Here is a 13754-nt window from a genome sequence, read left to right as displayed (position 1 = left end):
ACGAGCTATTTACGCTTGTTGTATTTTTGTTAACGTAAACGTCAACAAAAAAATATTGGTAATGCGACAGACGTATGATTTTGTTTTTAGCTGCCGCTACTTTAGATGATTGAACGGTTAATTTCTGCCTTTTACTACTAATTTCCCACTCGAAATCTCATAAAAGCTGTAATCCTAGGCTTACACTCATCAACCACATCGGCAAGAATCATACTTTACCTTTACGTAAACTTCCAGTATGTTGTATTGCAATATTACCCATGAAACCAATGCGCATGAAGACAACTAAGCCTACGTTTACCATAGGTGAATTAGCCAAAGAATTTGATATTACCACCCGTAGTATCCGCTTTTATGAAGATCAAGGCTTAATCTCACCCTTGCGTGAAGGTCAAAAACGTATTTACTTACCACGTGATAAAGTTCGCTTGAAACTCATATTACGCGGCAAGCGGCTCGGCTTTTCTCTAGCAGAGACAGGCAGGTTATTTGAACTATATGACGTCGATAAATCGAGCGAAACGCAATTAACGACCATACTCAATATTATTACTGAAAAGAAAGCCGACCTAAAACAGCAGCTAGAAGATATTAACGTGGTTCTTCTCGAGTTAGATAACTTAGAGAAGAATTGTTTAACGACATTAAACAAGATTCAAATTAAAAAATAAAAGACAACAAGCGTGCCAAAATGAAGGCACATTGAGGAAACATCATGATTTCAAATTTTTCATCATTAAACTTTAATTTAGGCGAAACTGTCGACATGATTCGCGATCAAGTTAACGCTTTTGCCCGCGACGAGATTGCACCTCGAGCAGCTCAAATCGATATCGACAACGAATTTCCAAATGATCTATGGCGCAAATTTGGCGATATGGGCTTATTAGGTATGACCGTTGAAGAAGAATACGGCGGTTCGGGTTTAGGTTACCTAGAGCACGTTGTCGCAATGCAAGAAATTAGCCGTGCTTCAGCTTCAGTTGGCCTAAGTTACGGCGCTATGTCTAACCTTTGCTTAAATCAATTGCGCAAGAACGGTAGCCATGAACAAAAGCTAAAATACTTACCTAAATTATGTTCAGGTGAGCACATTGGTGCCTTAGCTATGTCAGAGCCAAATGCTGGTTCAGACGTAGTAAGCATGAAATTGCGCGCAGAGAAGAAAGGTGACAAATACATCTTAAACGGCAACAAAATGTGGATCACTAATGGTCCAGACGCCAACGTCTATATTATTTACGCTAAAACAGACGTCAACGCTGGCTCAAAAGGCATTACTGCATTTATCGTTGAGCGTGACTACCCAGGCTTTAGTCGCCATCAAAAATTAGACAAACTAGGTATGCGCGGTTCAAACACCTGTGAATTAGTGTTTGAAGATTGTGAAGTACCAGCAGAAAACATTTTAGGTGAAGAAGGTAAAGGCGTTAAAGTATTAATGTCGGGCCTTGATTACGAGCGCGTTGTTTTATCTGGCGGCCCATTAGGTATTATGGATGCGTGTATGGATCTAGTAGTGCCTTATATTCACGATCGCAAGCAATTTGGCCAATCAATCGGTGAATTCCAATTAGTACAAGGCAAAGTTGCTGATATGTACACGCAAATGAATGCGGCGAAATCTTATGTTTACGCTGTAGCTGCAGCCTGTGATCGCGGTGAAACAACCCGTAAAGACGCTGCTGGCGTTATCCTTTATTCTGCTGAGTTAGCAACCAAAATGGCGTTAGATGCTATTCAGTTACTCGGTGGTAATGGTTACATCAATGAGTTCCCCGCGGGTCGCTTATTGCGCGATGCTAAGTTATATGAAATCGGTGCTGGTACATCTGAAATCCGCCGTATGTTGATTGGTCGTGAATTGTTCAACGAGAGCAACTAATCGCTCTGATATTTCACGTTTAACACTATTTTCGTTGCCCCGAATAAACAGGGGTAACGACTCAATCAATAAAGGATTTCGCTGTGTCAAAGATCATTTCGAAAATCAACACAAGGTCACAAGACTTTCTTGATAATGCCGAGCACATGCAGGCACAAGTTGACGATTTAAAAGCGCAACTTGAAGCAATCAAACTTGGTGGCGGTGAAAAATCGCGTGAACGACATTTATCACGTGGCAAGCTATTACCTAGAGATCGCGTAAACGCCCTACTCGATGAAGGCTCGCCATTCTTAGAGTTTTCACAATTAGCTGCACATGAGGTTTACAAAGACAACGTTCCGGCGGCTGGTATAATTACCGGTATTGGCCGCGTTGGTGGGCAAGAATGTGTCATCGTTGCCAACGATGCTACCGTAAAAGGCGGCACCTACTACCCGTTAACGGTGAAAAAGCACTTACGCGCACAAACCATCGCACAAGAAAACAACCTACCGTGTATTTACCTTGTTGATTCGGGTGGTGCTAACTTACCGAACCAAGATGACGTATTCCCAGACAAAGAACACTTTGGTCGTATTTTCTTTAATCAAGCTAATATGTCGGCGCAAAACATCCCACAAATCGCTGTTGTGATGGGCTCGTGTACTGCAGGTGGCGCTTACGTTCCTGCAATGGCTGACGAATCAATTATCGTTAAAGAGCAAGGTACCATATTCTTAGCCGGTCCACCGTTGGTAAAAGCGGCGACAGGCGAAGTAGTGAGTGCCGAAGATTTAGGCGGCGCTGACGTTCACTGTCGTACCTCTGGTGTTTCAGATCACTACGCCCAAAACGATCATCACGCCCTAACCATTGCCCGTAATGCGGTGAAAAACCTGAATCGCGTTAAGCCGGTGCAAATGAATATTGAACAAGTGGCGGAGCCTGCTTACGATGTCAACGAAATTTATGGCGTTATTCCAAAAGATGCCCGCCAACCGTACGATGTTCGTGAGGTTATTGCTCGGGTCGTTGACGGCAGTGAATTTGATGAATTTAAAGCGCTTTACGGCACCACCCTTGTTTGTGGTTTTGCTCGCATTTACGGCTACCCCGTTGGTATCGTTGCAAATAACGGAATTTTATTTGGCGAATCAGCGCAAAAAGGCGCTCACTTTGTAGAGTTGTGTGCGCAACGTAAAATTCCGCTGATATTTTTACAAAACATCACCGGCTTTATGGTTGGTCAGCAATATGAAGCTGGTGGTATCGCTAAGCACGGCGCAAAAATGGTTACGGCGGTTGCCTGTGCCAAAGTGCCTAAGTTTACCGTATTAATTGGTGGTAGTTTCGGTGCTGGTAACTACGGCATGTGTGGTCGTGCTTACGATCCTCGTTTCTTATTTATGTGGCCTAATGCTCGTATTTCGGTTATGGGTGGCGAACAAGCTGCTGGCGTATTAGCGCAAGTTAAAACAGATCAGCTAGCGAAAAAAGGTGAATCGTGGTCTAACGAAGAGCAAGCTAAATTCAAGCAGCCAATTATCGATACTTACGAGCACCAAGGTCATCCATACTATGCCTCTGCCCGTTTATGGGATGACGGCGTAATCGATCCTGCCGATACCCGTCAAGTGTTAGGTCTGGCAATTTCAGCATCATTAAACAAGCCAATTGAAGATACGCAATTTGGCGTCTTTAGAATGTAGAGGTTGCTATGACACAAGAAATATCAAAAAACGAAGCAGCGGTATTAGTCGATATCGACAGCCGTGGTGTAGCAACAGTTACCTTAAACAACCCCGAAAAACACAACGCGTTTGATGACGATATAATCGCTCAACTAACCACTATTTTCACTGACATTGCGAAAAATGAAAACGTTCGTGTAATGGTGTTAGCGGCCAATGGTAAAAGCTTTTGTGCCGGTGCAGATCTAGGTTGGATGAAGCGTATGGCTAACTATAGCTACCAAGAAAACCTTCACGATGCTAACGGCTTAGCTAATATGCTAAAAGCGTTAAACTTTATTCCACAGCCAACCATTGCCAAAATTCAAGGAGCGGCCTTTGGTGGCGCAGTTGGCCTGGCGAGTTGTTGTGACATCGTTATTGCCAGTGAAAAAGCAAGTTTTAGCTTGTCAGAAGTTAAGTTTGGATTAATTCCTGCAACCATTAGCCCTTATGTTGTCGGTGCCATTGGCTTGAAAGCGGCGCGCCGTTATTTCCAAACAGCCGAACGCTTTTTCGCTGATAAAGCTGAGCAACTTGGTTTAGTTGATGAAGTTACCACGCCAGAGCAGCTCGATGAAAGCGTTGATAAAATGATCAACACCTTGTTGGCAAATGGCCCTATAGCGATGCGCCAAGCAAAACAATTGGTATTCGACATAGCATACCAAACCATAGATCAAGCACTAATTTCTGAAACGAGTAAACGCATTGCTGCTATTCGTATATCCGATGAAGGACAAGAAGGCTTGAGCTCTTTCTTTGAAAAACGCTCCCCTGCTTGGCATAGCAACAGCGAGGAATAAATCATCATGTTTAATAAAATTTTAATTGCCAACCGTGGTGAAATTGCTTGCCGCATTATAAAAACAGCAAGAAAGCTTGGCATTTTAACGGTTGCCGTTTATTCAGATGCCGATGCAGATGCCCTGCACGTTAACATGGCTGACGAAGCGGTTCACATCGGTGGTAGCGCCTCACGTGACAGCTACTTATTAAGTGAACGGGTAATTGAAGCAGCCAAGCGTACCGGCGCACAGGCTATCCACCCAGGGTATGGCTTTTTGTCAGAAAATGCCGAGTTTTGTCGCTTGTGTGAACAAAACAACATCATCTTTATTGGCCCACCTGTTGGCGCTATCGAAGCGATGGGTTCTAAGTCGGCTGCTAAGTCGATCATGGAAAAAGCTAATGTTCCATTAGTACCTGGCTACCATGGCGATGACCAAAGTGAAGCAGTGATCAAACAAGCTGCAGATGACATGGGCTACCCGGTATTGCTTAAAGCGACCGCTGGTGGCGGTGGTAAAGGAATGCGTCAAGTCTGGTCAGAAGCAGAATTTAGCGACGGCTTAGCCGCAGCAAAACGCGAAGCGCTCAATGCCTTTGGCGATGACACCATGTTAGTAGAAAAATACTTAACACAGCCTCGCCACGTAGAAATCCAAGTTTTTTGTGACAATCACGGCAACGCGGTTTATCTATTTGAACGCGACTGCTCAGTGCAACGTCGTCACCAAAAAGTGATCGAAGAAGCACCAGCACCTGGCATGAGCGAAGCATTGCGCCAGCAAATGGGTGAAGCTGCAATAAAATCGGCTAAAGCTATTGGTTATCAAGGCGCAGGTACTGTTGAGTTCCTACTCGATGTCGACGGTTCATTCTACTTTATGGAGATGAATACGCGTTTGCAGGTAGAGCACCCAGTCACTGAAATGATTTCAGGCCAAGACTTGGTTGAATGGCAATTACGCGTTGCCGCTAATGAAGTGTTGCCAAAAACTCAGGAGCAATTGCAAATTAAAGGTCACGCATTTGAAGCGCGTATTTACGCCGAAGATGCCGACAACGACTTTTTACCTGCCACAGGTGTTTTAGAATACCTTTCTACACCGCTGGAATCTGAATTTGTCCGCGTTGATACCGGTGTTCGTCAAGGCGATGAAGTTAGTGTGTATTACGATCCGATGATCGCAAAACTGATCGTATGGGATGAAAATCGCAACAAAGCACTTCAACGTCTAGCCAAAGCGTTAAGTGAATACCGCATTAATGGCGTTACCACAAACATTGACTTTCTCTATAACCTCGCAACCTGTCAACCATTTATAGATGAAGAGTTGGATACAGGGTTTATTGAAAAGCATCAAGATAAAATCTTCCATAATGACGAGCAATCATTGGCTGAAGAATTACCGATGGCGGCGTTATATCTTGTTTTAGCTAACGAGAATAAAGCAAAAGCCACGGCAAAAGGTTCAACAGATCCTTACTCACCATGGCATCAAACCAATGCTTGGCGATTGAACGAGCCACACATTCACCACATTGGGTTACGTCATAATGAGACAACTTATGATGTGGTTGTAGAGCAAAAACGCCACGGTTTTAACATTCAAGTTGACGGTAAGTCATACGATTGCCAAGGCCAGATCGATGGCGATGTATTAACGACAAATATTAATGGCTATCGCAGTATTGCGACCATAGCCCAAAACCAAGAGCAAATTAGCCTCTATCGCCAAAACGGTGTATTTAACTTCTTCCAAATTTTACCGGATTTAGGCAGTGACAACGACGCAACAGACCAAGGTGGCTTAACTGCGCCAATGAACGGCACAATGGTGACGGTATTGGTTGAAAAAGGCGATATTGTTGAAGCTAACCAACCGCTCATGATCATGGAAGCAATGAAGATGGAGCACACCATCAAAGCACCAGCAAAAGGCAAAGTGACTGAATTATACTTTGGCGCCGGTGATATGGTTGATGGTGGCGCAGAGTTACTAGGTTTTGAGCCAATCGAGGAATAAGCGATGTCGTTTAGCGAACAAAATCTGCTACCAAAACACGTGAAAATCATCGAGGTAGGTCCACGTGATGGCTTACAAAACGAAAAAACCTTGATTAGCGCGGACGATAAACTTGCTTTAATCGACATGCTAGCCGAATCAGGTTTGTCTTATGTTGAAAGTGGTAGTTTCGTCTCGCCTAAATGGGTGCCTCAAATGGCAACATCGAGCGAGATCTTTAGCAAGCTTAATAAAAAAGCAGGTGTTACCTACGCGGCATTAACCCCAAATATGAAGGGCTTTGAGGCAGCGATGGCCGTTAACGTTGATGAGGTTGCTATTTTTGGCGCAGCTTCAGAAAGTTTTAGCCAGAAAAATATCAACTGCTCAATTGACGAAAGTTTAGCTCGCTTTGCTCCCATTATGGATGCAGCCAAAGCTAAAGGTATTAACGTTCGTGGCTATGTGTCATGTGTCGTCGGATGCCCTTACGAAGGTGATATCTCGCCACAAGCAGTAACTAAGGTAGCTAAAAAGCTATTAGAAATGGGCTGCTATGAAATATCGCTTGGCGATACCATTGGTGTAGGTACACCAGCATCGGTGTCAGCAATGCTTGACGACGTGTTAACCGCAGTACCAGCGGACAAACTCGCCGTTCACTTTCACGATACCTACGGCCAAGCGTTAACCAATATTTACACTGCGCTTGGCAAAGGCATCAAGGTAGTCGATAGTGCCATTGCTGGTTTAGGCGGATGCCCTTATGCTAAAGGCGCATCGGGAAATGTTGCTACTGAAGACGTTGTTTACATGCTCAACAGTATGGGGATTGATAGCGGCATCGACTTTGAGAAATTACTCAAAGCTGGGTGGTTTATTTCAGACAAATTAGGACGCGCGCCTATCTCGAAAGTGTCGCAAGCAATGCGCGCGAAACAAGAATAAAAGAGGAAAGTAAAATGGCAGGTTTTGATAAAGTTGTCAGTAGTTATGAAGAAGCCCTAGCGGGTTTAGAAGATAACATGACAGTCATTTCGGGTGGTTTTGGTTTATGTGGTATTGCCGAAAACCTAATCGCAGAAATAAAACGCAAAGGCACAAAAGGCTTAACGGTTGTCTCAAACAACTGTGGTGTTGATGACTTCGGTTTAGGTATTTTGTTACCCGATCGCCAAATCAAAAAAATTGTCGCTTCATACGTCGGCGAAAACGGTGAGTTTGAGCGCCAAATGATGAGCGGTGAATTAGAAGTTGAATTAACGCCCCAAGGTACATTAGCTGAAAAAATGCGCGCTGGTGGTGCTGGCATTCCGGCATTTTTTACCGCAACGGGTTACGGTACACCGGTAGCTGAAGGTAAAGAAGAGCGTGAATTCGACGGTCGAAAATACATTCTTGAAGAATCTATCAAGGGCGACTTTGCCATTGTTAAGGCGTGGAAAGCCGACCGTTACGGCAATTTGGTTTATCGCAAAACCGCACGTAATTTTAACCCTATGGCGGCTACCGCAGGTAAAATTACCGTTGTTGAAGTTGAAGAAATTGTTGAGCCTGGTGAGTTAGATCCTGATCAAATACACACGCCGGGTATTTACGTTGACCGCCTCATTCAAGGTACGTTCGAAAAGCGCATTGAAAATAGAACAGTACGCAGTTTAGAAACAGCAAAAGGATAAGGAATTACCATGGCATTATCACGTGAACAAATCGCAATGCGTGTAGCACAAGAGCTACAAGATGGTTACTACGTTAATTTAGGTATTGGCATCCCTACCCTTGTTGCTAACTACGTGCCTGATGGCATGGAAGTGATGCTACAATCTGAAAATGGCTTATTGGGTATGGGGCAGTTTCCGACAGAAGAAGAAATTGACGCTGATTTAATCAACGCTGGCAAACAAACCGTTACACATGTAACGGGCGCTTCAATTTTTGATTCAGCTGAATCATTTGCCATGATCCGCGGCGGCCATGTTGACCTCACCGTATTAGGCGCGTTTGAAGTTGATGTAAACGGTAATATCGCCTCATACATGATCCCAGGTAAGTTAATTAAGGGCATGGGCGGTGCAATGGATTTAGTTGCTGGTGCAGACAATATTATTGTCACCATGACCCACGCGTCAAAACACGGCGAATCTAAGCTACTGAGCAACTGCACATTACCACTTACTGGTAAAGGTTGCATCAAGAAAGTACTGACGGATCTTGCTTTTATAGAAATTAAAGACGGTAAGTTCCACCTACTTGAACGCGCACCTGGGGTGAGTGTTGAAGAAATAGCTAAATTAACCGAAGGCGAACTAGTTATACCAGATAACGTTCCAGAAATGACCTTTTAATTTCGCTAGCGAATATTGTTAAAAAGCGAGGTATTTCCCTCGCTTTTTTATTTTTCAGGTGAAAATTTTCAGTTAAACATTCAAGAATAAAGTAAATAAAATCTGTTATTTATGTACCTTAACAGGTCTGAGCACCAGGTAAACTAGGAAATATCTGACATAAAGTGTTGCAATAACGTACAGTTTTGTTAACCTGAAGTGGACAAAGAAAAGGCAAAATACGCGAAAGTGTATTACGCAAAGCCACCGGTCTAAGGGCGAAAGCCTATGACAGCGGAGTTACCTATAAGGTAAAACCAGTGGTTTTTTCTTTTTTAAGCCCAACAATTTATAAGGTCATTAAAAAATGAAAAAATTATTACTAGCTTCTACTATTACAGTTTTAACTTTAACGTCTGCCTTCGTGGCACCTACAGCTCAAGCTTCAAATATTGCTCAAAATATTTGTGAATTTGTTGCTGCTGATGACAAGAAACGCATGCGTTCATACTTGAAATCGAACAAGTTGAAAATACGCACTATTTTTGACGGTGTTCAATGTAATGGTCAGAACTTGTTAGAGTTTGCCGCAAATCGTGGTTCAGTCGAAACAGGTTCTTTGATGATTTCTAAATTACCAAAGTCTACCGTTTCAGCTAACCTAGCGGCGATTCAGTCAGGTACACCTTTATTTGACGCTGCGAACGAACGCGTAAGCAGTTAAGGTTCCTTAGTGGACGTTAATAATAATGTTTTCTAATGAATCTTTTTGTCTGATAGAACTAAAAAAGCCAGCGCAAGCTGGCTTTTTTTTCTTTATATAGCAATAACTTTGTAATATTGTGTGGTTATTGTTGTCGCTGATATTCTTCCGTGTTTTATATGTCGTCAAAAAAGACCTATCAAGGTAATCGACAAGCCTTACTTCTCACCGGTGGCGGCGCGCGTGCGGCCTACCAAGTTGGTGTGTTATCTGCAATTACTCGCTTCATGCCTCGCAATCACGGCATTCCATTCCCAATCATTTGCGGTACTTCTGCTGGCGCAATTAACGCCACAGCAATGGCCTGTTACGCCTCATGTTTCCATCTAGGGGTAAAAAAGCTTGAATGGGTATGGAAAAACCTAAGAACTAAAAACGTCTACCAAAGTGATGCTTGGGGTGCCTTTGGCTATTTGGGCAGTGGTATTTTAGCGAGCTTTCAAGCCGACTACTCAATCAAGCGGGCACACAGTTTATTAAACAATGCGCCACTTCGTGAATTACTTAAAAAAGTGTTCGACTTTAAACGCATTGACGACAACATCTTACGCGGCTACTTAACTGCTATTTCTGTCACTGCATCTAGCTATACCACAGGTGATTCAATCAGTTTTTTTCAATCGGCAAATAGCATTGAGCCATGGCAACGAGCCAAGCGCAAAGGTAAGCCGTGTCAGATAAATACTGAACACTTAATGGCCTCGGCAGCGATTCCATTAGTCTTTCCTTCAATTTCAATAGACGGTGAACACTTTGGCGACGGATCAATCCATCAATTATCACCATTGAGCCCAGCCATCCATTTGGGTGCAGAGAAAATATTAATCATAGGCGTTGATCAACCTCATCAACCCTTGTTTAGTTTAGAAAATAATCCACACCCACCTACGAGCTCAACCATTGCAGGCCATATGCTTGATTCGGTATTTGCTGACACCCTACAAAGTGATCTGGAACGCCTAGCAAGAGTCAATGAATCGCTAGCGCTAATGCAGTCTCATGGTATTGAGTCGCCTCATGGGCTTAAGCAAGTTAAAACGCTACTCATTAATCCAAGCCAAGACTTTAATGCCATTGCCGTTGAGCATTTTAATGAACTACCCATTTCTGTACGCATGCTATTAAGAAGCGTTGGTATCACCAATGATTCAGAGTCGAGTTTGATCAGTTATCTACTGTTTGAAAATACCTTTACTAAAAAATTGATGAAAATAGGTTATCAAGACGGCTTAGCGAAAGAGCAAGAATTAAGAGCCTTTTTAAATATATAGACGAGAAACTAACCATGGCGAATAAACCTTACACGCCCGAAAAAGTGTGGCAATACAAACCTGGTAATGGCGGTAAATTTGCCAATATTAATCAACCTACGGCAGGCGCACGACAAGAGCGTGAATTGCCTTCAGGTAAGCACCCTTTTCAACTCTATTCACTCGCTACACCAAATGGCGTAAAAGTCACCATAATGTTTGAAGAGCTACTGGAGCTAGGCATTACAGAAGCTGAGTACGATGCTTACAGCGTGAATATTATGGAAGGCGATCAGTTTACTAGCGGCTTTGTCGATATTAACCCTAATTCAAAAATACCAGCATTAGTCGATAACTCAGGCGATAAGCCAATGCCAATTTTTGAATCTGGCGCGATATTGTTACACCTTGCCGAAAAATTTAACCGATTCATACCTCAAGATCCGCAAGGTCGAAGCCAATGTTTATCATGGCTATTTTGGCAAGTTGGTGCAGGTCCTTTCTTGGGTGGTGGTTTTGGCCACTTCTATGCCTATGCACCAGAAAAATTTGAATACCCAATTGAGCGTTTCACCATGGAAGTGAAACGCCAACTCGATTTACTCGACAAACACCTAGCGAACAACACTTATATCTGTGGTGATGACTATACCATTGCCGATATGGCTATTTGGCCTTGGTACGGTGTGCTGGTTGACGGCGGCTTATATGAAGCAGCTGAATTTCTAGATGTAAAGCGCTATGCCCACCTTAATCGTTGGAGTCAGCTTATTGGCCAACGCCCAGCCGTTAAGCGCGGCAGGATCGTCAATAAAGCATGGGGCGAGCCAGACGAGCAACTGATTGAGCGTCACGATGCGGCTGATTTTAGCGGTAAACGGCTATAGCATAGGGTGTCGTTACAGCGATACAAATATATTAGGGCAAGCTGAGTTACTCACCCTCGTGAATAAAGTGCTCAGCCCACTCAACGCGTCTTGGTTTACCGCGAATAACTAAGGTATCTTGGTTTTGCAACACGATGCTTTCATCGGGTAAGTCAATTTCCTCTTCACCTTGGCGAAGGGTAAGTATATCAATGCGTTTTGAACCAAAATTTAACTCGCCAATCGACTTACCAACAGCGTATGAGTTCTCTGTTAACGTGATACCATGAGCAAATTCGCGTTGCTCGATCACGTTTTGACTCATATCTGTTTGCTCACCTTGGAAAAAACCATGCATGTGATTGTAATGGCTTTTGCGCTCTTTTTGCATCAAGCGTACCACTCGAGAAAACGAAACACCTGATAACGACAGTACCTGCGAGACTAGCATTAAGCTGCCCTCTAGCATTTCTGGCACAACTTCATTAGCACCAGCTGATTTGAGCATTTCTAGCTGATCGTCGTTACGAGTTCTCACTAAAATGGGGACTTCTGGCGAGAGTGCCCTGACCCTTTGGATAGCATCTGCTGACTGTTTGTCTTCACCAAAAGTAATAACCACTAGCTTTGCTTTATCAATTTTTGCCGCATGTAAAAGTTCAGTTTGTCGTGATGAGCCAAATAAAATATTTTCGCCCGCTTCACGTGCTTTAGTAGTGCGCAGTGGGTCAATGTCTATTGCGACAAAGTCCATACCCTCTTGTTTCAAAAACCGGCTTATCGTTTGGCCTACACGACCAAAACCACAAATTATCACGTGATCTTCTAACTCAGTATTTTGTGGCAGCTCTTGTAGCTCAGCGTAACTTTCTTTTTTCTCTTTGGTTAATGTTAATGACCAATTACGCGCGTTTTCAATCAAGTACGGCGTCATCGCCATGGAGATCACACCGACACCAATTAAAATAGACGCTATATCAACCGGGATCACATCTACCTGGCGAGCAAGTGCAATTAAGACAAAACCAAACTCCCCCATTTGACAAAGCATAATACCGCTGGCTAAACCGTCTTTTGCATTTTCACCGGCACGTTTTGCTAAATAGTAAATGATCGCCACTTTGCACAGCATAAAACAGACTAATAGCACCAACATATCAATCGGGTTATTGAGCAAGTAGCTGACGTCAAACTTCATACCGACAGTGACAAAAAATAAGCCTAATAAGATATCGCGATAAGGCCTTATATCAGCTTCTAATTGATACTTATACTGGCTCTCACCAAGCATCATCCCGGCTAAGAATGCGCCAAGTGCCATCGACAAACCAAACCATAAGGTTAATGAAGAAGCCACTAAGGTTACTAATAGAGTGGTCAAAACAAACAGTTCATCGGTTCTTACTTGTGCAACTAGGTTATATATCCGCGGTAAAATCCACTTACCGACCAACATTAATAAGCCAACAACAAAAACGCCTTTAACTAGCGCAACCGCTAAAGCTAAAACCATCGAGCTCTCACTCGGTTGGGCTAGCAACGGGATAATAATGAGTAATGGGACAACCGCGATATCTTGAAATAATAAAATAGCAACAGAAAGCTGGCCTGATTTACGCTTCATTGCACCGGTTTCACTGAGCTGGCGAATAACAATAGCGGTAGATGATAGTGCTAACACACCACCTATAACAAAGGCGCTGCTAAAGCTTTGCCCTAATAACATTGCGATGGAGGTAAATAGCAGCATAGAAATGGCTACTTGAGCACTACCTACGGCAAATACTAGGCGACGCATGGCCATTAGCTTGGGCAGTGAAAACTCCAAGCCCAGTGTAAAAAGTAAGAAAACAATACCTAATTCGGCAAAGTGCTCTAAATCAACATTGTTGTGAGTAAAGTTTAAACCGTGTTCACCAACAAGCATCCCGGCCACTAAATAGGCAAGAATCGCAGGCATATTGAGTTTTCTGAATAACCAAACAAGACCTACAGCACACGCTAAGATAACGACAACTTCTAAATACGTACCCACAAAGCTTCCTTACAGTAAAGGTTGACGAGTTCAATATATCAAACTCATCGGAAAAATCATGACAGGTGGCAATTTTTTAAAAAATCACTACGGCAAAAACACGGCAATAACGGCAACATCTTGTTGT

The 13754-nt window shown here is 43.2% G+C and carries 12 protein-coding genes and 1 riboswitch; of the genes, 11 read left to right on the top strand and 1 reads right to left on the bottom strand.

Translation table 11 applies throughout. The annotated features are described in order from the left end of the window. Positions 1-269: 269 nt before the first annotated feature. From LP316_RS10225 to yghU, 11 genes are all read left to right on the top strand, one after another. Positions 270-671 (top strand): MerR family transcriptional regulator, encoded by a 402-nt coding sequence (locus tag LP316_RS10225; RefSeq protein WP_193023879.1) that lies wholly within the window; start codon positions 270-272, stop codon positions 669-671. A 44-nt stretch (positions 672-715) separates the two neighbouring features. Further along, entirely contained in the window at positions 716-1885 is a 1170-nt protein-coding gene (locus LP316_RS10220; protein ID WP_193020899.1) for an isovaleryl-CoA dehydrogenase, read from the top strand. Positions 1886-1968: 83 nt separating this feature from the next. Then, positions 1969-3576, top strand: coding sequence for a carboxyl transferase domain-containing protein (locus LP316_RS10215; RefSeq protein WP_193020897.1), 1608 nt, complete (start codon positions 1969-1971; stop codon positions 3574-3576). An 8-nt stretch (positions 3577-3584) separates the two neighbouring features. Next, entirely contained in the window at positions 3585-4403 is an 819-nt protein-coding gene (locus LP316_RS10210) for an enoyl-CoA hydratase/isomerase family protein (RefSeq protein WP_193020895.1), read from the top strand. Between the two features lie 6 nt (positions 4404-4409). Continuing rightward, complete coding sequence (locus LP316_RS10205) at positions 4410-6410, top strand: acetyl/propionyl/methylcrotonyl-CoA carboxylase subunit alpha (RefSeq protein ID WP_193020893.1); 2001 nt, start codon at positions 4410-4412, stop codon at positions 6408-6410. A 3-nt stretch (positions 6411-6413) separates the two neighbouring features. After that, entirely contained in the window at positions 6414-7337 is a 924-nt protein-coding gene (locus LP316_RS10200) for a hydroxymethylglutaryl-CoA lyase (protein WP_193020891.1), read from the top strand. 14 nt (positions 7338-7351) lie between these two features. Then, positions 7352-8068 (top strand): CoA transferase subunit A, encoded by a 717-nt coding sequence (locus LP316_RS10195; protein ID WP_193020889.1) that lies wholly within the window; start codon positions 7352-7354, stop codon positions 8066-8068. Between the two features lie 9 nt (positions 8069-8077). Then, positions 8078-8734: a 3-oxoacid CoA-transferase subunit B gene (locus LP316_RS10190; RefSeq protein ID WP_193020887.1), complete on the top strand. Its 657-nt coding sequence runs from the start codon at positions 8078-8080 to the stop codon at positions 8732-8734. A 202-nt stretch (positions 8735-8936) separates the two neighbouring features. Further along, positions 8937-9021, top strand: a riboswitch (cyclic di-GMP riboswitch). 59 nt (positions 9022-9080) lie between these two features. Continuing rightward, positions 9081-9437 carry a DUF3718 domain-containing protein gene (locus LP316_RS10185; RefSeq protein WP_226960719.1) on the top strand — a complete coding sequence of 119 codons (357 nt, stop codon included), beginning with the start codon at positions 9081-9083 and terminating at the stop codon, positions 9435-9437. A 158-nt stretch (positions 9438-9595) separates the two neighbouring features. Next, positions 9596-10747 (top strand): patatin-like phospholipase family protein, encoded by a 1152-nt coding sequence (locus LP316_RS10180; protein ID WP_193020885.1) that lies wholly within the window; start codon positions 9596-9598, stop codon positions 10745-10747. Positions 10748-10761: 14 nt separating this feature from the next. Then, complete coding sequence (gene yghU, locus LP316_RS10175; RefSeq protein WP_193020883.1) at positions 10762-11613, top strand: glutathione-dependent disulfide-bond oxidoreductase; 852 nt, start codon at positions 10762-10764, stop codon at positions 11611-11613. Positions 11614-11659: 46 nt separating this feature from the next. Here yghU and LP316_RS10170 read toward each other — a convergent pair whose 3' ends face one another. Further along, positions 11660-13627 carry a monovalent cation:proton antiporter family protein gene (locus tag LP316_RS10170; RefSeq protein WP_193020881.1) on the bottom strand — a complete coding sequence of 656 codons (1968 nt, stop codon included), beginning with the start codon at positions 13625-13627 and terminating at the stop codon, positions 11660-11662. Positions 13628-13754: the final 127 nt, after the last annotated feature.

Origin of the sequence: Thalassotalea sp. LPB0316, assembly GCF_014898095.1 — a bacterium.
Taxonomy (GTDB): Bacteria; Pseudomonadota; Gammaproteobacteria; order Enterobacterales; family Alteromonadaceae; genus Thalassotalea_G.
Note: the sequence above shows the minus strand (reverse complement) of the source record. Positions and strands in the feature narration are given on the sequence as shown.